We start from the raw sequence: 25,522 nt of genomic DNA on the forward strand, positions 1-25,522 counted from the left end.
CGCTACAATAGGCTTTTTTCATCTATTTTACCGAAAGACAGCTCCCTGAATATAATCAAAGACAACCTTCTCATCATTTTGTAACACGACTGGTTGAATTCCCTTCGTATCAATGGCGATATTTGGATCCTTCAAACCGTTACCTGTTAATACCGCTACAATTTGGCTTCCTTTTGTAATTTCCCCGCTTTGCAATTGTTTATAAACACCTGCAAGAGAAGCACATGAAGCCGGTTCTGCAAAGATTCCTTCATACTTGGCTAGCCATTCATACGCTTCAAGAATTTCACGATCTGTTACTTCGTCAATTTTACCTCGAGATTGTTCTGCAGCTAGGGCGGCTTGCTCCCAACTTGCGGGATTTCCAATTCGAATTGCTGTTGCGATTGTTTCTGGCTCTTCAATTTTATGTCCGTGCACAATCGCCGCTGCTCCTTCAGCCTCAAAGCCGCGCATCTCTGGTAAACCCGTACCAAGTCTTTCGTGATACTCTTTGAAACCTTTCCAATACGCTGTAATATTGCCTGCATTACCAACTGGAATTGCTAAAATATCCGGCGCCTTCCCAAGCGCATCACAAATCTCAAATGCAGCTGTTTTTTGCCCTTCAATTCGGTATGGATTAACAGAATTTACAAGTGTAATTGGTGATGATTCGCTAAGCTTACGTACAATTTGCAAAGCATGATCGAAATTCCCATCAATACTTATAATCTCAGCACCATACATGACAGCTTGCGCTAATTTACCGTATGCAATCTTCCCATTTGGAATAATAACGATGCACGACAGTCCTGCCCTAGCTGCATAAGCTGCTGCAGATGCAGACGTATTACCTGTAGATGCACAGATAATCGATCCGCTCCCTGCTTCTTTTGCTTTTGCTACCGCCATTACCATACCGCGATCCTTAAACGATCCGCTTGGATTTGCCCCCTCTATTTTCCCGTAAATTGTTACGCCCCACCGCTTTGAAAGGTTTTCTAGTAAAATAAGTGGTGTATTACCTTCATGCAATGTTAAGGGAGGTGTCTTTTCCGTAATAGGTAAAAACTCCTTATACTCAGCAAGCAAACCTTTCCACATTACCTAGCATCTCCTTCGATTCGATAGTTTGCTTTCACACAATCTATTTCTTCGTATGTCCCCAATGTATGTAAAATATATTCATAGTCTGCAAGTGATGCACGATGTGTTACGATAACAATCTCAGCCTTTCCTTTCTCCCCGAGTGGCATTTGAATAATTTTTTCAAAGCTAACACCGCGTTCAGAGAATAAAGATGTAATTTTTGCAAACACACCAATTTCATCTTTTACATGTAGGCGTAAAAACTTCTTCACAAAAATTTCATCTGGCTCTTTTAATACCTTTTCATACTGCGGAGAAACTGCGCTATTCCCGGTTACACCAAGGCGCACATTTTGCATTACCGCAACTAAATCAGAAACAACCGCTGTCGCTGTCGGTAAACTTCCTGCACCAGGTCCATAAAACATTGTTTCTCCTACCGCTTCACCATATACATATACGGCGTTATATTCATTTTGAACAGCTGCAAGAGGGTGTGTATTCGGAAGTAATGTTGGCTCAACTGTTACCTCTAACTTTTCACCATCACGCTTCGCCAGTCCAATTAATTTAATTGTATATCCTAAGCTTTTACTATATGCGATATCTTCCTCAGTAATGGAAGTAATCCCTTTCACCTTCACATCTCCAAGCTCTACATTTGTAGAGAAACCTAGAGTAGCTAAAATCGTCATTTTCCTTGCTGCATCTAAACCTTCAACGTCTGATGTTGGATCTGCTTCCGCAAATCCAAGCTGCTGCGCTTCTTTTAACACGTCGTCATATGCTCTCCCTTCGTCAGACATTTTTGTCAGAATAAAGTTTGTTGTTCCGTTCACGATTCCCATCACTTTCGTAATAAGATCCGAAGAAAGTCCTTCTACAATGCTGCGCAGAATTGGAATCCCTCCAGCTACGCTCGCCTCGTAAAATAAGTCAGCTTGATTTTCCTTTGCCACCGTCAGTAATTCTGCTCCGTGCAATGCCATTAAATCTTTATTAGCAGTAACAACATGTTTACCATTTTTCAAAGCTTGTAAAATATATGCTTTCGCTTCCTCTATGCCGCCCATCACTTCAATGACAACATCAATATCAGGATTATCTATAATTTCATTTGCATTTTTCGTTAATAAGGTAGAGGGTACTTGGACCTCTCTCTCTTTTTCAATATTTTGCACTAATACTTTTGTTACTTTCACTGGGCAACCAACTTGGTGCATAAGACGATCTTGATGATTCGTAATAATACGAACCACACCGCTGCCAACCGTTCCAAGGCCTAATAAGCCCACTTGAATTTCATTCATGATACTGTCCACCCCTCTAAAGAATTGTATTTAGATGCCATTATATAAGTTAAAATTCCGAAAAACAATATATTTTGAACATTCGTAAAAATATAAAGTAATCCGTGTAAAGAAAACGTTACCACGTGTTATATAATGATCAGCTTACAAAATATAAGGGGTTTCTTGATACACATAATAATTTAACCAATTTGAAAATAATAAGTTTCCATGACTCCGCCATCTTATGAGTGGCTTTTCAGCTGGATTATTATGTTTAAAATAGTTTTTGGGAACCTTAATATCTAGCCCTCTTTGTTTATCGCGTTCATATTCTTGTTTTAACGTATCGCAGCTATATTCGCTATGACCAAGAACAAAAATATGCTTTCCATCTTGCCCCATAACAAGGTGGACACCTGCTTCTTCTGATGTTGCTAGTAATGTCAACTCTCGTACTTTTTCAATATCAGCTGCGCGTACTTCCGTATGGCGTGAATGTGGTGCAAAAAAGAGCTCATCGAATCCTTGTAACAATTTCACATGCTGCTCATGCACTTCATGCTCGAATACACCAAACATCTTTTCTTCAAGCGAGTATTTCGGAATTCCGTAGTGATAATACAGACCCGCTTGTGCTCCCCAACAAATATGCAATGTAGATGTTACATTCGTTTTTGAATAGTCCATTATGCGTCCAAGTTCTTCCCAATAATCTACATCTTCAAAAGGAAGTGTTTCAATTGGGGCCCCTGTAATAATGAGACCATCAAATTTGTCTCCCTCAATATCGCGAAATGTTTTATAAAAACTTGTTAAATGGTCTTGCGCTACATTACGGGATATATGAGACTCCATATGAAGCAAATGCACATCCAGTTGAAGTGGTGTATTACCGAGTAACCTGAGCAATTGCGCTTCTGTTTCTTGTTTTGTTGGCATTAAGTTCAAAATTGCAATTTTTAGAGCACGTATATCTTGTGTTTCAGCTCGCTCTTTTGTCATCACAAAAATATTTTCTTTTTGCAATATTTTACGGGCTGGTAAATCCTTATCAACAATGATCGGCATGCGCTTTGCCTCCAACTAATGCTTCCTCTAGGTCCGCAATAATATCAGAAACATCTTCGATACCGACTGATAAGCGAATTAAATCAGATGTAACACCTGCTAAACGTTGCTCTTCTTCATTTAACTGTCTGTGCGTTGTACTAGCGGGATGAATCACACATGTTCTTGCATCTGCAACGTGTGTCACAAGAGTTGCCAGCTTCACATTTGCAATGAACTCTTTCGCAGATTCTAGTCCTCCTTTAATACCAAATGTTAAAACACCACTTGCACCTTTTGCTAAGTACTTTTGCGCTAACGGATAATTTTCATTACTTTCTAATCCCGGATAATTCACCCATTCAATACGATCATGGTTAGCAAGCCACTTCGCAACTGCAAGAGCATTTTCACTATGACGCTCCATTCGTAAATGTAATGTTTCTAAACCGATGTTGCTAATATACGCATTGAATGGGCTCATACAGTTTCCATAGTCTCTTAATAGTTGAACACGAGCTTTCACAATATATGCCGCCTGGCCAAAATTCTGCACATAACTTACGCCATGATAACTTGGATCTGGTTCGACAAGCTCAGGATATTTTCCATTTGTCCAATCAAAATTTCCTCCATCAATGACAATTCCACCTAATGAACTCGCATGGCCATCAATATATTTCGTTGTAGAATGAACAACAATATTTGCGCCATGCTCAAACGCTTGGCATAAATATGGTGTCGCCAAAGTATTATCCACGATAAACGGTACTTCCAGTTCTTTTGCCGCGTTTGAAAACTCTTTAAAATTTAAAACATTCATCGCTGGATTTCCAAGGGACTCTGCATAAATTAGCTTTGTTTTTTCAGTTGCAAGTGCCACAATCTCATCAGCAGTTAAGTTCGGATTAAAGAATGTTACATCAATACCAAGCTTACGCAAACTTACTCCAAACAGGTTAAAGGTTCCCCCATAAACGGTTGAAGAACAAAGCAAATGATCACCACTGCCACAAATATTTAAAACAGCAAGCATAATAGCCGCTTGACCAGAGGCTGTCGCAACAGCTCCGGCTCCGCCTTCTAACTCTGTTAACTTTTGTTCAAATGCTGCTAGTGTCGGATTCCCAATACGCGTATAAATATAGCCCTCTGCCTCTAAATTAAAGAGCGCTGCTAAATCATCGGACGTATCGTATTTATACGTCGTACTTTGATAAAGTGGTAAAACACGTGGTTCACCATTCTTCGGTGTATAACCACCTTGCACACAAATGGTTCCTTTTCCCCATGATTCTCCCATTCCTTATTCTCCTTTCTTTTATAGAAAATAAAAAAACTGCTTCTTTCCCGAACAAGAAAGAAGCAGTTTGAAAACACGCTCTAAAGTCTCTTTCTTATCTCTCAGGGTTATTACCTGCAGGATTTGGCACAATTCCGTTATTCGGCTGTTGCCAAGGTTTCATAGGGCCTGTCCCTCCACCTTTTCTTGATAAGACTATGCAATTACCGTTGATTTTATAGCAATAATTTCCTAATGTCAATTATTTTTCTGAATATTTACAAAAGATTTTATTAACTGTTTATTATCAGAATTCGAATTTAAAGAAACAAGGGAAATATCCCCTTGTCCTCAAGGTAAGCTTAAATAAGAATTACAATGATGAATACGAAGAATAGTAGATACCCTAGAGGTTATGCTCTAATTACTCGAATCCCTTTTACAATATTCCAAATAAAAAAGTATAGACTAATTAGGCCGCAAATACATACCATAATCATTGCGCCAATAGCCATTGTTGTACCTGGTTGCTTAAAACCGACATCCATAATTCCCAATACTACAATTCCTATAAAAGTAGTAATTCCCGGAATAAGATGTGTCCATAGAGCTCGTTTCGCATGACCTTTTGTTTCATGATCTCCGAGAATCCAAACAATTAGCGGGAATAAGACAGGGGCAAAAAGAACACTCCAGTATGAAAAAGAAGATAAAACTTTATTTCCATTCATATGTATCACCTCATGAAATTGTGTTTGTTGTTATACCTTTATTATGTAGGGAAATCTATTGTTTTACTATCGCTAGACCTTACAACAACATGACAGTTTTGTAAGATTCTATAGTGGTAATTTGGTAAGCCTACTGCTTGATATCATGCACGTGATATTCTAAAAAAATTAATGGCCAAGGATTTTTTGAAAGAACCCTTGGCCATTTTCGTATTTATGAAATATTTGCTTATTTTGCGTGTAAAGCATCTACTGTAAGTGATATATAGATCATATACCATAACACAATCGTTAAAGTAAGAGGTCACAAGTCGTTCAATGGTATAACAATTTATAAAATGCTTATAAAGAACAGCAAGCATGAACCATTAACATTTATGCTTTGTTGTTTTTAAACATAAGATTTTCTTTTATAATAGTCTGTTGAAACTTTCTCATAAAACGCTGCTTTTGTAGTATAAAAATATGGAATCAACCATAAGAAACCGATTCCTAAAGTAAGGATACTTAGTATAAACCAGCCAATAAAACTTAAACATATTAAGAAATAATCCATCTTATGTCCGTTCATCATACGACGACTTTCCGTAATAGCTTGGTTCATTGAAAATTCCGGATGATCATTTAAAATAAAAAATGTCATAGTGTAAGAGAAAATTTTAACAATCCCTGGAATGATAAATAGCAATGTCCATAAAGTAATATAGATATCCATTAGTAAATATATTAAAATTGATTTAATAAGCTTATTTAACCCTTTACACCATTTAAATAATTGCCCAATCCCAGCTGTCTTGTCACGAACTGTATTTAAGGCAAGATAGTAAGCACCTAAAGTTAAGGGCCCAACCATTAGCATGACAATAATATCCATCATAAACGATTCTATTACTTTACTCCAGCTCCAAGACCATACGAAAGGGAATATAAAGAACAATGTAGTAACTCCTACTGCTAATCCCCATCTTTCATCAAGCTCATCAAGCGCTTGTTCTTTCAAATCACGAATCAAACAAGAAACCTCCTAAATCTAATGCGTATTTTAACTTATACTAGTATACAATTCTCGTAGGGATTACAATAGCATTTTAGACAATTTATATTTATTTCCGTACATGACATGAGCAGTATCATTTCGATAAAATCAAAAGCTTTAAACATCACTTGTATTTTGCTTCTTTAAAAGAAATAATACTAATGATGTTTATAATATATGTTGAATAAGTAATTCTTTAAAATGATAATATGCATATTCAATTCATTATTTTCGTATTAGAATCTCTAATTTTTCATAATAACGTATAAATAGAGGAGGCATAAAAATTGACTATTAGGAGAAATATGCACTATTTACTCATCGTGTACGGTATATTTCTAGGTTCTATCGTTGGTGCCACAGTCTGGTTATTTTTAGTTGTCACCAATGCTGGAATTCATTTCGTTTGGGAATATTTACCTAAAGAATTTGCATTACCATCTTATTACACAATTTGTGTAACAATAATCGGTGGTTTTCTTATTGGACTATCACAAAAGTACTTTGGTACATACCCACGTTTAATGCCAGAGGTAATGGCTGAATATAAGAAAACAGGTAGGATTGAATACCGTTTTGTACATCAAGCTACATTAACAGCTATTATTGTTTTAGTATTTGGAGCAAGCTTAGGGCCCGAAGCAGCACTTGTTGGGATTATAGGCGGGCTTTGTACATGGGTTGGCGATCGCTTTCACTTTGCTGTAAAAGGAATGCAAGGACTAACAGAAATTGGAATTGGTGCTACTTTAAGTGTTATTTTTAATGCACCGTTATTCGGTTACTTAGCTCCAAGTGAAAATGAGAATGAACGACTTGCTGAAGTTTCCAAAGGGAAAAAAGCTATCGTATATGTCGCTACTACTTTGGCTGGTTTTTCTGTTTATTTATTGCTTAGTAAATTTGATAATCGAGGATCTTTTATTGTTAATTTTGGAGAAGGATCTTTTGCGCTTCATGAATGGGTTGCCTTTCTACCTCTTGCTTGTATAGGTGCTAGTATAGGCTATTTTTACTTCAAGGTAGAACATACATTGGAAAAAGTAGTACATCCTTTTCAAGAATATAAACTAACATTAGGGATTATAGGTGGCATTATTTTAGGGATTGCCGGAACTTTCCTCCCATATACTATGTTTTCAGGAGAACACCAATTAAAAGAATTAGTGAATGAGTGGACAGAATTATCATTTGGGATGCTGTTTCTTTCAGGTGTTTTAAAATTATGTATAACGGCAGTTTGTTTAAATACAGGTTGGCGTGGAGGACACATTTTTCCGATTATATTTGCTGGAGCAAGTATTGGATATGCTATGGCCACTGTCATACCGCTAGATCCAATTGCTTCTGTAGCTATCGTGACGACAGCCATTTCAAGCTATGCATTACGAAAACCAATCGCTATTACAGTGCTATTACTTATGTTTTTCCCGATTAATTTATTATTACCGATGCTTGGAGCTGCAATGATTGGAAATTTATTTCCACTCCCTAACAATAGTGAGAATAAACAAGCGGCTAGTGCAAATATCGAATAGTAAATTGAACTACCCCCACCTTCACTTCGTTTAGAGGAGGGGGTCTTCTCGGTTAAAATGATAAAATTTTCCTTAAAACCTCAAAAGAACTAACATTTTAAAATTTCATACAGCTCATCAAAAGTTTGAATTTCATAAGTCGGAACTATCCCGCTATCGTTTAACTTCTTTTCAGGATTAAACCAGCAAGTATCTAGCCCGGCTAGCTGCCCACCTTTAATATCTGCACTTAAAGAATCCCCGATAATTAATCCTTTCTCCACAGAAAAATTAGAAATTCGTGCAAAGACATAATCGAAGTATTCCTTCATTGGTTTTTGATAACCAGTGTCTTCTGAAACAAAAATGCCCTTAAAGAATGAATGTAATCCTGAATTATGCAGACGTTTATCTTGCGTTTTAGAAACACCATTTGTCACAATATATAAATCATATTGGGTTTGAATATTTTGTATGAATTCAAACACTCCATGAATAAGCTGATTTCCTTCTTCTAAATAACTACGATATTTTTTTTCAAACAAAAGGCCATCCACCTCTTGACCATACTTCTTAAATAAAATTGAAAATCGAGTATTCACTACCTCATCACGCTCTATTTTTCCTTCTTCAAAGGATTTCCACAGATTTTGGTTTATTTTTTTGTAATGTGCTGCAATTTCATCAGTTAAAGGAATTTTTTGTTCCTCAAAAAGCAAATGTAACGCTGTTCTTTCCGCTGCTTTAAAATCTAATAACGTATCGTCTACATCAAATAGTAATGTTTGATATTTCTTCATGTTGCTTCTCTCCCTTTCTTCTATCAAAATACGCTTTTTCTTTTGTCATCAAACAAATCGTATCACTCCTGCTTGTAAAAAGAATAGGAGATATCTCATACTAAATGCGAGGTGAAAAAATGAAAATCGAAAAAGATTCAGATAAGATTCCTAGTTATGTAAAATGCTTCAACTTTCAAACGTTCTTTTCGTTTGACATTTTGCCATATATAGAAGTTCATTCGTTTCAAAAAAAAGAAACCATTTGTAACGAAGGAGAGGAATTTCCCTACCTCTATTACTTAATTTCAGGAAAAGCAAAAATATATATGAGTCATCAGAATGGCAGGATTTCCTTAATTAATTTTATAAAAGCACCATCAATCATTGGAGAATTAGGATTAATTGGAGTAGAGACATTAACAAAAGGGATTGAAGCTATGGAAGCATGTATCTGTTTAGCTCTTCCCTTGAAAGATTGTCGCCATCTCTTATTACAAGACGCCCATTTCTTACAGCAATTGTGCAAATTCATTGGAGAAAAAACAATTACTCGAACTGAACAATATGCCAAAAGCTATAACTACCCTTTAGAAAATCGATTAGCGGCGTTCATTTTGTTAACAGAGCAAAGCAATTGTTACCTTGAAAAACATACAGAGGCCTCTGAATACTTAAACGTTAGCTATCGTCATCTCTTATACGTATTAAAGCAATTTTGTCAGCAAAATTGGTTAAAAAAAGAAGGAAGAATGTATTTGATACAAGACAGAAAGCAATTACAACAGTTAGCAGATGAACTCAAACGACAATAAAAAAAGCATTACCAATGCCATAAAGACATTGATACTGCTTATTGAGTAACGATTATTTTGTTCATTAGAATATGCTTGCTACTTTAACAGCTTTCTCAAGACCTTCTGCAATAATCTCTTCTGCTTTATCTGGGAATTGATTATGACCTTCAATGATAACAGTTTCCATATTTGTTACACCGAAGAAGCCCATCATGCTTGCTACATATTTAACAGCCATTTCTACTTCTGCTGCTGGTCCTTCAGAATATACACCACCGCGTGCGTTTAATAACGCAATTTTCTTATCTCCAATAAGACCTACTGGGCCTTCTGGTGTATATTTAAATGTTTTACCAGCGCGGTTTAAGTAATCGATATATGTGTGCAGTACAGCTGGAATTGTTAAGTTCCATAACGGGAAACCAAATACTACTTTATCAGCTGCAAGGAATTGATCTAAATATTTATCAGCAACAGCTACTGCTTTTGCTTCTTCTGCTGTTAAATCAAATCCTCTACTTGCTTTAAATGTGCCGTTAATCATATCTACTCCTACATATGGTAATTCTTCATTGTATAAATCAAGTTCTACCACTGTATCATTGGGATGTGCTTCTTTATAACTTGCTAAAAACGCTTCATATAATTTCACACTAACTGCTTGGTCCGCTGGGCGGTTGTTAGCTTTTACAAATAAAACTGTTGTCATGCCTTTTTTCCTCCTATTACTTACTCTTACGTGGTTTATTATCTACTCACTAAAAAGGGACAATCCCTTGTAATTATTGTTGTTTACAAATACATTTTATCCTCTCATCCTAACAATTTCTTCCTCACATAGACGTATCTTTTCATAAAAAAAGTCCGCCTCCTAAAGACTAACTAAGTCCTACGACTTTTGTCTTATACGACCCCATTTTTCACTGCATATAAAGCTGCTTGTGTACGATCCGATAAATTTAATTTTCCTAAAATACTACTTACATGAGCTTTTACTGTTTTTTCTGTAATCACTAACACGGATGCAATTTCCTTATTACTCATCCCTTTTGCCAAGAGCCGCAACACTTCATTCTCTCTTGCCGTTAGTACATCTACATGAATATTTGATGACTCCTGTTTCTCTTCTTGCGGCAAAGTTTGAGAAAGAAGTGTACTTGCTATATCAGGGTGAAGCTGGATATTTCCTTTATATGCGCTACGAATTGCTTCCACAAGTTGATCAGGCTCGACATCTTTTAGAATATATCCGCTTGCCCCAGCTTTTAAAGCCGGCAAGACATGCGCTTGATCGGAAAAACTAGTTAATACGAGTACTTTCACATTTGGATATTCCTTTTTGATGCATGCGGTCGCTTCAATCCCATCCATCTCTGGCATATACAGGTCCATCAAAACTATATCTGGCTGTACTTCTTGAACCTTTACCAACGCTTCTTTCCCATTATTCGCCTCTCCAACCAATTCAAGATCCTCTTGTGTGCTTAAAAAAAATGCTAATCCTTTTAAAACAACTGTATGATCATCAACTAATAATACTTTTATCTTCACAAGTTTCCCTCATTTTCACATCGCATTATAATGGTACGATAACTTTTATACTTGTTCGCTTTTTCTCACTTACAATCGTAATCCATCCGCCAATTAACTCTGCGCGTTCACGCATTGTTGTCATACCGAGCGATTTCTTCTCTTTTATATCTTTTTCTATAAAACCGAGGCCATAATTAACTACCTCTAAAGACACTTCTTTCTCTGTTACTTTCAAATAAATTGTCGCCTCTGTTACCCTCGCATGTTTACTCACATTATTTAAAGCCTCTTGTCCAATTCGCCATAATGTTTCTTCCACTACACGCGGTAACTCACGCACACCTTTAACTTGCTCACGAATGTTCAGCCCTAAGTTCTCTCCATATTGCTTTAAAGCGAGTAGCAAACCTTTTTCTAACCCTGCTGGACGAAGTTGCCAAATAAGTGCTCGCATTTCTTTTAAGGCAGCTTGTGCTAATTCCCTCATCTCATGAAGAGATTGATCTACCGTTTCATTTTGTCCCTTTAAAACAGCTTCGGTACCCTTCGTCATAAATGTTAATGAAAATAACTTTTGTGAAACTGAATCATGCAGATCCCTTGCCAAACGGTTTCGTTCTTCCATCCGAGCAAGTTCACGCCGCTGTTTATTTAACCGTAAATTCTCAATCATTAATGAAATATGATTCGTTAACGCTTGTACAATACCTACAGTGTTCTCATCAAACTCTCCATGCTTCGAACTCACGCATAAAACACCAAACACTTGATTTCGAATTTGTATTAGAGCAACAATGCTAGAGGCATTAGACTGTCTTTTCAACAAAACAGGCTGATTTTTTTCTATCGCTTCTTTTGCAATACTCTCTAACTCCATATCTCTTTCCGATACATATTTCTTATAACAAGCTCGCATGGATATCTTTTTTTCTTCTTGTATAAAAAATGCAACTTGCTCCCATAGAAATACATCTCCCACTTGTTTTACAACTTCTTCTGGTAATGTATTTAACTTATGAATTTTTCTTAGTTCCTGAATAAAACGCTCTAGTTTCACATAATAATGAGCCCGTTTCTTTTCATTTTCATATAGTTTCGTTCGTTTTAAAGCTGTTCCAATTTGCAGGGCAACCGATTGTAATAGCATCAGTTCTTCTTCAGAAAAATGTGTTTTCCCTGGACTAGCGACATTTAAGACTCCAAACTCTTCTTCGCCAGCTTTTAATGGAACGGTTGCATGATGAAGAATTCCTTCTGTATCACCCCAATTATTTTCAACCGCATTGTTAATTCGTTTACATTCAATAATATTAACTGCTCGTTCTAATTTCCCCTCCACAAAACGGCGCAAACACCAGCATTCTCCTTCGCACATTGGCTTTTTATCTTGAAAGGTAAGCGCTGCTGGTAAATGATAATCAATTAATTTTGTATACCTACCATTTTCATCAGCAAGAAAAATCCATCCTGTTGTTAATCCTGTTACATGCAGCAATTTTTCTAATACCGCTTGTAGCACATGATATGTATCATTGGATGTATTTAATGTTTCTGCAATCTCTTTTAATATCGCTAATTCGCTTATACGGTTCTCTTGAAACATAAATTGTCTCCTACATACAATATTTTCTTTTCTCATTGTACCAAATTCAATGTATTCTCAAACAAACAAGTAACTTTTTCACTTTGTACTTATTCATAAGATTGATATAATGGTTAAAAATGTAGTTTTCATTATATCACCTGAGGGGGCTTTCACAATGACATTAAACAAAGCACTTACAATCGCTGGTTCTGACACAAGCGGTGGCGCTGGTATACAAGCAGATTTAAAAACGTTTCAAGAACTTGGTGTATACGGAATGACGTCTCTTACAACAATCGTAACAATGGATCCACATAACGGCTGGGCACATAACGTATTCCCGATTCCTGCTTCTACACTCAAACCACAATTAGAAACAACAATTGAAGGTGTTGGTGTTGATGCTTTAAAAACGGGTATGCTTGGATCTGTTGAAATCATTGAAATGGTTGCTGAAACAATTGAAAAGCATGATCTACAAAATGTAGTAGTAGACCCAGTTATGGTTTGTAAAGGTGCAGATGAAGCATTGCATCCTGAAACAAATGACTGCTTACGCGATGTACTTGTTCCAAAAGCATTAGTTGTTACACCAAACCTATTTGAAGCATATCAACTAAGCGGTGTGAAAATTAATTCTCTTGAAGACATGAAAGAAGCTGCTAAAAAAATCCATGCTTTAGGTGCAAAATATGTACTAATTAAAGGCGGTAGCAAGCTAGGTACAGAAACTGCAATCGATGTATTGTACGATGGAGAAACATTTGATCTTTTAGAATCAAAGAAAATTGATACAACAAATACACACGGCGCAGGTTGTACATACTCTGCAGCAATTACAGCAGAACTTGCAAAAGGTAAATCTGTAAAAGAGGCGGTAAAAACTGCAAAAGAATTCATCACAGCAGCAATTCGTCACTCATTCAAAATTAACGAATATGTAGGACCAACACATCACGGTGCATATCGTAAATTTGCTGCTGGAAAAGAACTTGTATAAGGAATAAAGTGAAACTTTAATCAGTGGGGCTTCATCCCCACTGATTATCAGCCCTCACCAATCGGAATTTTACGGGTAGTTTATCTCCCACGTAATTTCTTTGCTTTCGCTGAACTTTGAGGTGGGAGTATTACTGCCCGCAAATAGCATCATAAAAAACAAGCTATCTATAGATAGCTTGTTTTTTATGATGCTAAACTTATTTTACTTCTATCAATTCCAAAACTTTTTACTTTCTTGCTGTTTCACGTGAAACAACAAAAAAGTAAAAAAAGAGCGACGAATCGCTCTTTCTCTTCAACAACATCTTGATATTTTTCCACCTTTCGCATTGAACCTAGCTTCTTGCGCCTCAGCAAAAAACTGTTTTCGACATAAAATCGGTGCTTCTGGGTGGTACTCTTTCATATGGGTAACGTACGTTTCATAACTTGGTACTCCAACAAGCAAACTAATAAATTGCTTTCGTGTTCTCCACACCTTCTCCAATTTTTTAAGCATAATTTCTCGACTCACTTTCATCTCTTGGAATATATGGTGCTTCTTTTAATGGTATAGATTTATTTTGCAATACTTTAATCCATATACGAATAGCAGAAATAAGAACTGCTATTACAACTAACATGAAAATTCCACAAAGCGTAGCATCGATATAATCATTGAAGATAATTTGCTTCATTTGTGCCACATTTTTGGCCGGTGCTAGTATTTCCCCTTCATCTAAGGCGCTCTGGAATACTTTTGCATGCGATAAAAATCCAATTTTCGGATTCTCATGGAATAATTTTTGGTAGCCTGCTGTCATCGTCACAATCAGCAAACCTACCGTTGGGATAAGCGTAACCCAAACGTACGCCTTTTTCCCCATTTTGAACAATATCGTTGTTCCGAGCAATAACGCAATACCCGCTAACATCTGGTTAGCAATTCCAAAGAGTGGCCATAATGTATTAATTCCACCGAGCGGATCAACTACACCTTGGTATAAGAAATACCCCCATCCTAACACACATAACGTTGTTGCAATCACATTAGCCAGTGTAGAATCTGTTTTCGCAAATGGTTTATATACATGCCCTAAAATATCTTGAATCATAAATCGCCCTACACGTGTACCAGCATCAATTGTCGTTAAAATAAATAGTGCTTCAAATAAAATAGCAAAATGATACCAGAATGCCATCATCGCAGTTCCACCAATTACTTGTGAAAAGATGTAGGCCATCCCAATTGCTAATGTTGGCGCTCCTCCTGTACGAGATAGTATCGTTTGTTCACCAACATTTACAGCAAGATCCTTTAATTCATTTGGTGTAATTGCAAATCCCCAAGAAGAAATAACTTGAGCTGCTTGTGATACATCCGTTCCGATAAGAGCTGCCGGACTATTAATTGCAAAATATGTCCCTGGTGTTAATACACAAGCTGCGATCATGGCCATCGCCGCAACGAACGATTCCATTAACATTGCCCCGTAACCAATTGGTTGTGCGTGCCCTTCTCTTTCAATCATCTTCGGCGTAGTACCAGAGGAAACTAAAGCATGGAATCCTGATACAGCCCCGCAAGCAATTGTAATAAATAGAAACGGAAATAGATTTCCGGAAAACACTGGACCTGTTCCGTCAATGAACTTGGATACAGCCGGCATTTGTAAGTTTGGTGCTACAATTAGAATTCCAATTGCTAGCCCAACAATCGTTCCGACCTTTAAAAATGTACTTAAATAATCACGTGGGGCAAGGAGCATCCACACCGGTAATGCAGACGCAATAAAACCGTATACAATAAGCATAATTGCAATTGTTTCACCGCTAAAAGTAAACATGCTTGCAAGCGTAGGATTCTCAGCTACATACTGTCCTCCAACAAGAGATAAAAGAAGTAAAATAATACCGATAACTGATCCTTCTCCAACACGCCCTGGGCGAATATAACGCATATAAACACCCATTAAAATAGCGATTGGAATTGTCGCTGCAATCGTAAACATTCCCCAAGGGCTACCGACAAGTGCTTTCACAACTACTAAAGCTAATACTGCTAATAAAATGATCATAATACCTAAAATACCAATCATCGCAATTAATCCTGTTACAGGACCAATCTCATCTTTAATCATTTCGCCTAATGATTTTCCATTACGTCTCATGGAAGCAAATAAAATAACAAAATCTTGTACTGCTCCTGCAATTACAACTCCAACAATAATCCAAATTGTTCCTGGTAAATATCCCATTTGCGCTGCTAAAATCGGCCCTACTAATGGACCCGCTCCTGCAATTGCCGCAAAGTGATGTCCAAATAATACCCATTTATTTGTTGGAACATAATCCTTTCCATCATTTAGCGTCTCAGCAGGTGTTTGCCGATTATTATCTAGCTCAAATACTTTTTGTGCAATAAATCTACTATAAAAACGATAAGCAACTGCATATACAGAAACAGCTGCTACTAATAGCCATACAGCATTAATTGTTTCACCTTGTGATAGGGCAATTACACCAAATCCGGTTGCTCCTAATGCTGCGATGATACCCCAAAGTAAAATTGACTTAAACGCCTTCACATACAATCCCCCCTATACTACTTCTTAGTGGAGATTGTACTAAATTTTCTGAATATTTAATTTGAATCCTCCTTATCATGAAGGATTCTTATGTTAACATGTTGAAATTCACTTACAACTTGTCATAGTTCAATTTTATTTCGAAGTCGTTTTACATAGTTTCGACTAACAGGAATCGGTTTCTCATCATACCTATCTAAATAAAGGTTATACGTTCCATTATAATAAGGCTTTAATGCCTGAACATGCATAACATTTATTAAATAACTTTTATGAACACGTAAAAAATCATATGCTGTTAATTTATTTTCCAATTCTTGAAGTGTATATGTTGAAATATACTGATTATTCGCTGTATAAATTGAAACCGTTTTATTCTCCTTATTCTTACTTACATATACAATATCCTCTGGAAAAATATACGTAATCCCTTCATGACTTTCAATCGGAAGTTTTCGCAAATGGCTTTTTATTTTCTTTCCTTTGTCTTGTTCCATTCTATATACGAGAAATTGTAAATCTTCTTCACGAAATGGTCGTCGTAAATAATAAAACGCTTGGAAGCGAAAAGCTGTTATCGCCTCTTCTATATCCTCACCGATAAAAATAAACTTTGTATCGCAATTTAATTGTTGTAATAAACTAGAGAATTCAAACCCTGTACCATCTTTTAATTCTGTATCTAAAAAAACGAAATCAGGAATATGCTTTTTAGCTACTTGTAAAGATTCCATTCCTGTTCCTGCTTCAAAGCACTCTACATTTCGCATATTTTCTGTAAATATCTCAATGAATCGATTTCGATGTTCTGCATCTTCCATGATAAGTAAAATTTTCATCTGCCCAACCACCTAATTCTTTTGTCCATATGTCTTGTTGTATACATTCGCCTTAGTAAGAAACAATCCCTTTTTCTAGCCTTATTTTCTATTTACTATACCATCACTTTCCTTAAAAACAACAAAAAAGGAAGCCTCTTGGACTCCCTTCTTTCGTTATACCAACTCTTGCTGCTTCGTTTCTTGCCCTAGCATAACTACTGCAAGCACCCCAATTAAAATGGAACCGCAAAAAATTGTAAAGATCAATGAAAGAGACGCTTGTGAAGCAACAAGATAACCTACTAGCAATGGACCGAGAATACCACCAATACGGCCAAATGCTGCAGCCATACCTGCTCCAGTACCGCGAATTACTGTCGGATACTGCTCAGGTGTATATGCATATAACGCACCCCATGCTCCTAAATTAAAGAAGGACAGTAACATTCCTGCTATCACCAATGTTGTAAGCGATTCGGCTACTCCAAAGACGTACGCACTGCATGCTGTGCCAATTAAATACGTAACTAACACAAACTTACGGCCGAGGCGTTCAATAAACCATGCAGCAGTAAAGTATCCGGGCAGCTGTGCCAATGTCATAATTAATACGTACTGGAAACTTTTTATTAGACTAAATCCTTTTAGTACCATTACACTTGGTAACCAAAGAAACATGCCATAATAAGAAAAGACAACACAGAACCATAAAATCCATAACATAATCGTCGCTTTTCGATATTCTCCAGACCAAACCGCCTTTATATTTGTAATAACAGATTGTTTGTTCTCAACTTTTTCAAATTGCGGCGAATCTGGTAGATTCCATCGTAAATACAGTGCATAAAGAGCTGGAATCGCACTTAATACCATCGCTACTTGCCAGCCATACTTTGGAATTACAAAATAAGAAATTAGAGCTGCAATTAACCAACCAACCGCCCAAAAGCTTTCTAGTAATACAACAATTCTCCCACGTTCATGAGCCTCGACACTTTCAGATACAAGTGTCGAAGCTACTGGTAATTCTCCACCAAGCCCCATACCGATTAAAAAACGCAATATAAGAAACATAGCTAATGTTGTTGTTAATGCCGTTAACCCACTACCGATAGAAAATAATAATAATGTCATAATAAAAACAGACTTGCGCCCCAACTTATCTGCTAATATGCCAAATAAAAGTGCTCCCACCGCCATACCAATAGAATTGATACTTCCGATCCATCCCATCTCCTGACTACTTATTCCCCATTCTTTTTGCAGCGCAACGATGACAAATGAAAGCATGCCAACATCCATTGCATCAAATAACCAACCAAGCCCCGCTATTCCAAGAAGCTTGCGCTTTGAAATTTCTTTTATATCCCCCACTAGAAGTCCTCCTCACACAGGTGTCTTTACACTTCATTTTACATGTGTATATTGTATAAGTAAAATACTTTTATCCCTATTTTCACTTAAAAGTTTCCTTTTAATCTTCCCATAAAATAGAGCTTCCATTAGTGGAGAATACTACATTTTTAGCTTTCACAAATAAAAAAAGTAGCGAAATATCGCTACTTTTTCGAACGCATCACTTCTTTTAGAAATTCAGCTAATACAAGCTGACGACGCCAACGCGTCGGATTGCTACATAGACGGTAAAACCATTCTAGATGAATTGCTTGAATCCATTTTGGTGCACGTTTTACTTCTCCTGCCCAAACGTCCAGACTGCCACCTACACCAACAGCTACTTTTGTTTGTAAGCGATGCTTATTATTTTGAATAAAGTTTTCTTGTCTTGGGAATCCAAGAGCTACAAGTAAAATATCCGGTTTTACTTCTTGAATGCGAGCAATGATGCCCTCTTCCTCTTCTTGTTTAAAATACCCATCCTGCGTACCAACAATAGATACAGCTGAATAAGTTTTTGTTAAATGATCAGCAGCACCCTTCACAACATGTGGTTTCGCTCCCAGTAAAAAAACAGATACAGATTTATTCTCTTTCGATAACGCTCCAAATAAATCACTCATTAAATCAAAACCTGCTACGCGCTCTTTTAATGGTGTCCCTAGCATACCACTTGCCTTTACAACACCAATACCATCCGGTGTAATCAAATCTGTTTCTAAAAGGGTTTGATGAAAACTTGGGTCTTTTTTGGCACACATTACGATTTCTGGATTCGCTGTTACAACTTGAAATGTATGAGTTTGTTCTGATTCTAGCTGCTTCATGATATATTGAATTGTCTCTTCCATTGTCATCGTAGAAAAAGGGACACCTAAAATATCAACTGTTTGTACTGCCATAATTATAATCCTCTCTATTTCAATAAAAGTTTTTTATATGCTTTATAAGTATCTTCATATAGATTTCGTAATGAGAAATGAGAAGAAGCATGCTCATACAAACGTTCACCCATCGCCGCTAATTCGCCATTCTCCCACTTCTTATATCCTTCCTCTAATGCACTTGCTAATGCATGTGCATCACCAATTGGCACAATCCATCCGTATGTAGGATCGACAATCAACTGTTCCATATCACCAACATTCGTTGCAATAGACGTTAAACGTTGATTTGCAGCTTCTAATAACACAAGCGGAAAGCTTTCACTATAAGAAGTTAATAAATTAATATCGGCGGATGCATATAATTCTTTTACATCCGAACGATGACCTAAAAATAATACTTTATCTTCTAACCCTTTCTGCCTTACTGCTTCTTTCAACTCTTCTTTAATCGGGCCATCGCCAACTAACAATACTTTCATATTAGGAGTTGTTATTTTTTGCAAGGCATCGAATAAAATATTATGCCCCTTTACAGGGTGAAGGCGGGCTACTTGAATCGCTGTAAATACTCCTTCTTGTATACCTAATTCATCTTTTAAGTTATAAGGTTTCACTGGAATGTCATCATACTCAATCCCGTTATAAATGGTACAAATTTTATCTGCTGGCACACCGAGTGCTACAGTATTTCGCTTAAAACGTTCTGTAATTGCAAAAAACAAATCAACTTTCTTATATGAATATAAATTTAACTTTGTAAAGATCCAACCTTTCAAACCACGCTTCATAAAATCAAGAGTTGGATCACTATGAACCGTTGTTACCCATTTTGCACGTATCTTCCTTTTTAGAAGAGAAAGATAAAAGTTCGCGCGCGCACCATGTGTATGTACAATATCAAAGTGTCCTTCGTTAATAAACGTACGTATTTTAGAAAGAATCGATATGTCATAACGAGATGATTGAGAAAAAACGTGCACTTTCATTCCGAGTTCTCTTGCTTCTCTAGCAATTGCACCTTCTTCAAACACAACTAGTTCAACTTCAGTTTTTGGAAATTGCGACAAAAGTGAAATAATGTGAGTTTTCCCGCCACCTTCTTCTGCTCCAGCATTCATATGCAACACTTTCATCTCTTTCTTCCTCCATCTTTATGTTCTCTTATAGTTTACTATAACAAAAAATAAAAGCTAACGTGACGCTAGCTTTTATTTTTCTATCATTCAATTTCTAAATCAACAATTAAATATGCAAAAATTACAGCAAAATAAATACTTACTCCAGGCGCTGTAAATACATGTCCCGCTATAAATGCAATACCCATACCTAATCCTAGTGCGGTTGCTAATAACCCGTATCTTACTGTAAATACCTCTTTAAACCTAGTCACTAGTACGAGAAGAATTTTCACACCGAAGTATAAAAATGGGATTAAAAGTAGGATGAAACCGACAATCCCAAATGTATAGAACCAATCATGAAAGTCCCTTTCAATTAGCTTCGGTTTCTCTTTGAAATTCCCAGCATATCCCATACCAAATAATTTTTGAGATGTTGGAGCTTCTGCATAGTAATCTTCATACATTTTCTCAAATATCTCACGTCCACTGAAGATTATTGCTTGTGTTTCCTCTTTTTTCTCTATTTCTTTTTCTTTTGCTTTTTCCGCTTGTGTTACAGGCGGTTTATGATGCGTTTTTTCTTCCTTCTTTTCTTCTGCCTTTTTCACTTCTTTTTTCTCATTAAGACCTTGGACGTGAAATCCCATATTTTTTAAGAATGGCGAAAACGGTGTATATGCTAGTGCTCCAGCAAAAACAACAGTTGCAAGGATGCCGTTCAGTAAATATGACTTCTTATTTCTATCTTTACGCTGTAAAAATGCCTGAACAAAGCACATGAAAACAGCAACAACCATTGTGCCAAAAATGGCTCCAACTCCCACCTTCGTACCAACAGCAAATAATGAGAAGATAATTAAAATAGAAGGAATCCAAAAATAACTTTTCGCTATGCTTGTTGTTTTTTCAATTGAATATAGAACAACAATTGGGCATATAACTGCTAAAATAGATCCTAGTTCATTTCCTGCATAGAACCAACCACGTGAACCAAGTTTCACCCACTCGTAGCTATTATAATCAGTTCCTGTCGCAATCGAAATAACCATGATACTATTTATAATTAATGCTGAATACACAATATAGTTACGCATTTTTGAATATGCATTTGCTTTTTCACGTAATGATTTAAACACAAAAATGTAACAAGTAAGCATAATAAATGGATATAATGCTTTTGCTATAAATTTAATTTCTTCTCCCAAAATGATAGGGCTTTTGACCAATTTATTATTTACTAAACCTGCAGCAAGAACAATTCCAACTACTATTAAATATATGATATATTTACGATTTTCTTTTTCTCTTGCCTGAAATAAAATATAGATTCCACCAAGAACCATTACAAATAGACGCGTAATAATTCCAATTGTCGTATCAATCTTTAAAACCATGATGCAAAATGACGTGAGTAAGTCTAAAACCGGCTGTAACATAATGAAAATCAATAAAAAATTCCCGAATTTATTACTTAAATTATTATTTCCTAACATCTCGAACCCCCATAACTATCATTACCTTATCTCACTTTATACAATTTACAATAAACCTCTAACTCGTCTCAAATATTTATTATACCATAATTTTTTAGTTAACCACTTCCTATTTATGCAGATAAAAGATAATAAATCCCCTTCTCACATGTCACATATCTCGTATCTTCAAACGCTTTCTTTCCCCATTTTTTCTTTTTTTCTACATGTAACGAAAAGTAATTGTTATTTCTAAAACTTTAGTGTATATTTTGCTCTGGAACATCTTTAAGAGGAAGGGATTAGAGCTATGTTATTAATCGAAATATTTACGTTTCTTGGCATTGTCGCCGCTGCCATTTCTGGTACATTAGTTGGTTTAAAGAAAGATCTAGATTTATTTGGTGTCCTTTGTTTAGCTGTAGCTACTGCACTCGGTGGCGGAATTATTCGTGATATTATGATTGGTAACCTACCTCCCGTTGCATTTGTACAACCGATTTACTTTTTGGTCAGTGTATTAGCAGCTCTCTTTACTTGTATGTTTTTTGAACGCATTAATAAACTTCAAGTTGTAATCATGCTTTCAGATGCTGTCGGTTTAGGCGTTTTTACTGCTATTGGCGCAAACGCTGCAATGTCGCATCACGTTGATGCTTCATTTTTAGTTGTTTCGATGGGTGTTATTACAGGTATTGGTGGAGGGATTATGCGCGATATTTGCGCTCAAGATATTCCCTATGTATTCCGTAAAGAGATCTATGCAATTGCTTCTATTCTAGGTGCAATTAGTTTCCTAATTACGTATGAAATGGGTGCACACGTATTAGCCTTTTATATCTGCTTACTAGTAACGTTCATCATACGTGTAGTCACTGTTATATATAATGTGCATTTTCCAGTCTTCTTTAAGGCTCATGCAAAAGCTAATAAAAGTCATTAAGAGAATTCAAATCGAATTCTCTTTATTTATAATAGTTACTCCTTATTGCCTAAATATAAGAAAAAACTCACCATTTTAAAAAACGGTGAGTTTTCTTTTATCACACGCTTCAAGATTCCCCTAAAAATATAAGATCAAACCTTCCTGCTACGCAAGGCTTCACTTTATTTTTTGAAAAATAGCTTTTGACAATAGGATGACAACATATATACACCTAAACTTTGTAAAATGAAAAGACTTGGTATCGTTAAACCATCATACACAATATCTGCATTAAAAAGCTTCATTCCAATATATCCTGTTATAAGTAACAGTAACAACATATAGCCTTCGCTCTTTTGTTTCTGAATAAGGAAATGTAAAAGCGCAATTGACATAAATAAAGTTACAGCTATAAAGATGAGTTTTTCACCTTTTAGCAATATCCCATTCATTCCCTCTGATGATACCTGATCTATACTTGGCTTAACCACAGCTAACCGCTCTGTTTCTAACTCTTTTAACTTTTGACTCAAGCGCTCTTTCATACTTTGTGCTTGAACGGTTTCTTGTTTATTACGCTCTTCCCCGATTAAAACCGATTGCACATACGCATCGTTAGAAATGGCATACTGTTTTATTCCCATTGCTTGAATCCCATAATTCACAGCAAAATGAGTAACATAAAATACGACTAAAATCCCTATCAATTTTAACAATACATTTTGTTTATCTGCACTTTGGAACACTTCCACTAGCAAGACATACACAATTACTAAAATAAGTATAAATATGCCTACTGGATACATCATATTACTAAGAGCAAATAGTATCGCAGCACATGCCCACATGTAAGAATGACTCAATCCTTTATGTAGTAATATATAACTCGCAAAGTAAAATAAAAATATAGAGAATAATTCCCCTGTTAATAATGAACATGAAAGAATATTTGGCAAATATAGCGAGTAAAACACTGCAGCAATTCGGCCACATTCTTCTTGAAATAAACTTGCAGCAATTCGATAAATGAAAAACGCTGTTCCTGCGCAATACAAAACATTAAAAAATTGCAAAACAAATGTAGCATCGCCAAACACACGAATCAATACTGACTCATATATAATGAAAGGTAATTGACTAACAACAGTTACATTATTGCTTCCTAGCGCAACTTGTTTTGCAGTCTCATACATAGCTCTCATATCACCTATAACTGGAGCATCAAAAAAGAGAACTGCTCCAAGCCTAACCAGCACTGTCATACTCATTAGAAAAATGAGAAACTGTTTATCCGTAAATCGATATTGCAAAATAGAAGCAAGAAGTAAAAGGAGTATCACGAAAATTGATAGCACAATCGTTAAACTTGTGGCGCTTCCTCCCAAAAATTGCTTACTTCCCTCGAAGGCGTTCCAGCAAGAATAAACAAAAAAGGCAAGCATAGTTCCAATAATTATTTTACTAAAAAAAGATGAAAACCCTGTTTGTATGTTATTCATATGTATATTGCACCTCTATTTCCATTCATAACACAACGATTCTATCATGAATGGGCACATGACAGTTAGAAAATTTATCCCGCTATTTGCGAGCAAGTAATACTCTCACCACGAAATTCAAACAGAAGGAGCGGAATTAACTAGGAGATGAACTGCCTGTAAAAGTACTGATTGATTAGTGCTAATAATCAGTGAGGGATGAAAAAAACTACTGATTAAAGTTTCACTTTATATAGAAAAATATAACATTCACTTTTTCGCTTGCAATGTAAGCGAAACCTCTTTTACACTACAATCTATACAAATTAAATTTTCTTTCAGTTACACGCATAGAAATACAATATTATTCTATTTTAATGAAGTAAACTTTTTATCGGATCTCAATCGTCTAAATAACAAATAATATTCGATAGAAAATACCCATCTTTTTTATATAGGAAACAGAAATAGGAGTAGATTATATGGATAAGAAATTTATGAGAGAATCAAAAGCAATTAAAACAACGCGTGTTTTCCCAAATGATTTAAACAATCATCAAACATTATTTGGCGGAAAATTATTAGCGGAAATTGACAGCATCGCATCTATTGCAGCAGCAAGACATAGTAGGAAACATTGCGTAACGGCCTCCATTGATTCCGTTGACTTTTTAACTCCAATCCATCAAACGGATTCCGTTTGCTATGAGGCATTCGTTTGCTATACGGGAAAATCATCTATGGAAGTATTTGTGAAAGTCGTTGCAGAAAATTTATTAGAAGGGGAACGCCGCATTGCTGCTACTTGCTTCATTACATTCGTAGCATTAAAAGATGGCAAGCCGTCTTCTGTACCTCAAGTGTTACCAGAAACAGAAGAAGAACATTGGTTATACAAAACCGGAAAAGAACGTGCACAAAGCAAAAAAGAAAACCGTTCAAAAAGTAAAGAAATGGCTGATGTATTAACACTGAGCAAACCTTGGAGTGTATAAGTGAAAACCTTTTAGCGAATATAGTAAGACTATATTCGCTATTTTTTATCAAAAAAATGCATAGTCAGACTTTTCATTTTACAAAAATTACATACTTTATCCTTTATTTTGTTATAATTTTAATGATATATTAAGTAAAGTATGCTTAAATTAGCTCATTTAATTTAATATCATTACATATTTTTT

23 protein-coding genes and 1 riboswitch are annotated in these 25,522 nt (G+C 36.0%); of the genes, 5 read left to right on the forward strand and 18 right to left on the reverse strand.

Annotated elements, in window-relative coordinates; genetic code table 11:
* Window positions 1–27: 27 nt before the first annotated feature.
* From thrC to JDS96_RS14480, 6 genes are all read right to left on the reverse strand, one after another.
* On the reverse strand, window positions 28–1,086 hold the full coding sequence (gene thrC, locus JDS96_RS14455) for a threonine synthase (RefSeq protein WP_098609654.1): 1,059 nt from the start codon (window positions 1,084–1,086) through the stop codon (window positions 28–30).
* Window positions 1,086–2,381 carry a homoserine dehydrogenase gene (locus JDS96_RS14460; protein ID WP_003202371.1) on the reverse strand — a complete coding sequence of 432 codons (1,296 nt, stop codon included), beginning with the start codon at window positions 2,379–2,381 and terminating at the stop codon, window positions 1,086–1,088. The genes thrC and JDS96_RS14460 overlap by 1 nt, the downstream gene beginning before the upstream one ends.
* Before the next feature lie 144 nt (window positions 2,382–2,525).
* The gene (gene metA / locus JDS96_RS14465) at window positions 2,526–3,431 is read right to left on the reverse strand and encodes a homoserine O-acetyltransferase MetA (RefSeq protein ID WP_033796602.1); all 906 of its coding nucleotides are present in this window, start codon (window positions 3,429–3,431) and stop codon (window positions 2,526–2,528) included.
* The gene (locus tag JDS96_RS14470) at window positions 3,415–4,713 is read right to left on the reverse strand and encodes a bifunctional O-acetylhomoserine aminocarboxypropyltransferase/cysteine synthase (RefSeq protein ID WP_018764875.1); all 1,299 of its coding nucleotides are present in this window, start codon (window positions 4,711–4,713) and stop codon (window positions 3,415–3,417) included. The genes metA and JDS96_RS14470 overlap by 17 nt, the downstream gene beginning before the upstream one ends.
* A 91-nt stretch (window positions 4,714–4,804) precedes the next feature.
* Window positions 4,805–4,909: riboswitch (SAM riboswitch) on the reverse strand.
* Window positions 4,910–5,105: 196 nt separating this feature from the next.
* Window positions 5,106–5,423 (reverse strand): magnetosome magnetite crystal formation protein family, encoded by a 318-nt coding sequence (locus JDS96_RS14475; protein WP_003209270.1) that lies wholly within the window; start codon window positions 5,421–5,423, stop codon window positions 5,106–5,108.
* 391 nt (window positions 5,424–5,814) lie between these two features.
* Window positions 5,815–6,435, reverse strand: a complete 621-nt coding sequence (locus tag JDS96_RS14480) for a DUF975 family protein (protein ID WP_199667218.1) — start codon at window positions 6,433–6,435, stop codon at window positions 5,815–5,817.
* 329 nt (window positions 6,436–6,764) lie between these two features.
* On the opposite strand from JDS96_RS14480, the gene JDS96_RS14485 reads away from it, so the two are divergent.
* On the forward strand, window positions 6,765–7,997 hold the full coding sequence (locus tag JDS96_RS14485) for a chloride channel protein (protein ID WP_374220999.1): 1,233 nt from the start codon (window positions 6,765–6,767) through the stop codon (window positions 7,995–7,997).
* A gap of 89 nt (window positions 7,998–8,086) precedes the next feature.
* On the opposite strand, the gene JDS96_RS14490 is transcribed toward JDS96_RS14485, so the two are convergent.
* Complete coding sequence (locus JDS96_RS14490) at window positions 8,087–8,776, reverse strand: YjjG family noncanonical pyrimidine nucleotidase (RefSeq protein WP_199667220.1); 690 nt, start codon at window positions 8,774–8,776, stop codon at window positions 8,087–8,089.
* Between the two features lie 119 nt (window positions 8,777–8,895).
* Here JDS96_RS14490 and yeiL point away from each other — a divergent pair, with 119 nt between their 5' ends.
* A complete protein-coding gene (gene yeiL / locus JDS96_RS14495) occupies window positions 8,896–9,570 on the forward strand; it encodes a transcriptional regulator YeiL (protein WP_029427499.1) in 675 nt (224 codons plus the stop codon).
* 64 nt (window positions 9,571–9,634) lie between these two features.
* On the opposite strand, the gene JDS96_RS14500 is transcribed toward yeiL, so the two are convergent.
* The 3 genes from JDS96_RS14500 to JDS96_RS14510 all read right to left on the reverse strand — a co-directional run bounded on the left by JDS96_RS14500 (window position 9,635) and on the right by JDS96_RS14510 (window position 12,688).
* Window positions 9,635–10,261, reverse strand: coding sequence for an FMN-dependent NADH-azoreductase (locus JDS96_RS14500; protein ID WP_003202357.1), 627 nt, complete (start codon window positions 10,259–10,261; stop codon window positions 9,635–9,637).
* Between the two features lie 194 nt (window positions 10,262–10,455).
* Window positions 10,456–11,103, reverse strand: a complete 648-nt coding sequence (locus JDS96_RS14505) for a response regulator (RefSeq protein WP_098609657.1) — start codon at window positions 11,101–11,103, stop codon at window positions 10,456–10,458.
* A gap of 25 nt (window positions 11,104–11,128) precedes the next feature.
* Entirely contained in the window at window positions 11,129–12,688 is a 1,560-nt protein-coding gene (locus JDS96_RS14510; RefSeq protein WP_199667221.1) for a sensor histidine kinase, read from the reverse strand.
* Window positions 12,689–12,845: 157 nt separating this feature from the next.
* Between JDS96_RS14510 and pdxK the strand changes: the two genes are divergently transcribed.
* Window positions 12,846–13,670: a pyridoxine/pyridoxal/pyridoxamine kinase gene (gene pdxK / locus JDS96_RS14515; protein ID WP_199667222.1), complete on the forward strand. Its 825-nt coding sequence runs from the start codon at window positions 12,846–12,848 to the stop codon at window positions 13,668–13,670.
* Between the two features lie 297 nt (window positions 13,671–13,967).
* Here pdxK and JDS96_RS14520 read toward each other — a convergent pair whose 3' ends face one another.
* From JDS96_RS14520 to JDS96_RS14550, 7 genes are all read right to left on the reverse strand, one after another.
* On the reverse strand, window positions 13,968–14,171 hold the full coding sequence (locus JDS96_RS14520) for a YbdD/YjiX family protein (RefSeq protein ID WP_026008488.1): 204 nt from the start codon (window positions 14,169–14,171) through the stop codon (window positions 13,968–13,970).
* Window positions 14,164–16,239: a carbon starvation CstA family protein gene (cstA, locus tag JDS96_RS14525; protein ID WP_199667223.1), complete on the reverse strand. Its 2,076-nt coding sequence runs from the start codon at window positions 16,237–16,239 to the stop codon at window positions 14,164–14,166. Before cstA ends, JDS96_RS14520 begins: the two co-directional genes overlap by 8 nt.
* A 122-nt stretch (window positions 16,240–16,361) precedes the next feature.
* Complete coding sequence (locus JDS96_RS14530; RefSeq protein WP_199667224.1) at window positions 16,362–17,078, reverse strand: LytR/AlgR family response regulator transcription factor; 717 nt, start codon at window positions 17,076–17,078, stop codon at window positions 16,362–16,364.
* Between the two features lie 156 nt (window positions 17,079–17,234).
* Window positions 17,235–18,434 carry an MFS transporter gene (locus JDS96_RS14535; RefSeq protein WP_003202523.1) on the reverse strand — a complete coding sequence of 400 codons (1,200 nt, stop codon included), beginning with the start codon at window positions 18,432–18,434 and terminating at the stop codon, window positions 17,235–17,237.
* A gap of 185 nt (window positions 18,435–18,619) precedes the next feature.
* Window positions 18,620–19,360 (reverse strand): WecB/TagA/CpsF family glycosyltransferase, encoded by a 741-nt coding sequence (locus tag JDS96_RS14540; protein WP_003202522.1) that lies wholly within the window; start codon window positions 19,358–19,360, stop codon window positions 18,620–18,622.
* Window positions 19,361–19,374: 14 nt separating this feature from the next.
* Window positions 19,375–20,478, reverse strand: a complete 1,104-nt coding sequence (locus tag JDS96_RS14545) for a glycosyltransferase family 4 protein (protein WP_199667225.1) — start codon at window positions 20,476–20,478, stop codon at window positions 19,375–19,377.
* Window positions 20,479–20,564: 86 nt separating this feature from the next.
* Window positions 20,565–21,959 carry an O-antigen ligase family protein gene (locus tag JDS96_RS14550; protein WP_199667226.1) on the reverse strand — a complete coding sequence of 465 codons (1,395 nt, stop codon included), beginning with the start codon at window positions 21,957–21,959 and terminating at the stop codon, window positions 20,565–20,567.
* 289 nt (window positions 21,960–22,248) lie between these two features.
* On the opposite strand from JDS96_RS14550, the gene JDS96_RS14555 reads away from it, so the two are divergent.
* Complete coding sequence (locus tag JDS96_RS14555) at window positions 22,249–22,881, forward strand: trimeric intracellular cation channel family protein (RefSeq protein WP_003202516.1); 633 nt, start codon at window positions 22,249–22,251, stop codon at window positions 22,879–22,881.
* A gap of 164 nt (window positions 22,882–23,045) precedes the next feature.
* Here JDS96_RS14555 and JDS96_RS14560 read toward each other — a convergent pair whose 3' ends face one another.
* Window positions 23,046–24,362, reverse strand: coding sequence for a glycosyltransferase family 39 protein (locus JDS96_RS14560; protein WP_199667227.1), 1,317 nt, complete (start codon window positions 24,360–24,362; stop codon window positions 23,046–23,048).
* Between the two features lie 461 nt (window positions 24,363–24,823).
* Here JDS96_RS14560 and JDS96_RS14565 point away from each other — a divergent pair, with 461 nt between their 5' ends.
* On the forward strand, window positions 24,824–25,336 hold the full coding sequence (locus JDS96_RS14565) for an acyl-CoA thioesterase (RefSeq protein ID WP_003209287.1): 513 nt from the start codon (window positions 24,824–24,826) through the stop codon (window positions 25,334–25,336).
* Window positions 25,337–25,522: the final 186 nt, after the last annotated feature.

The organism is Bacillus cereus group sp. N21 (assembly GCF_016483395.1).
Classification (GTDB): domain Bacteria; phylum Bacillota; class Bacilli; order Bacillales; family Bacillaceae_G; genus Bacillus_A; species Bacillus_A pseudomycoides.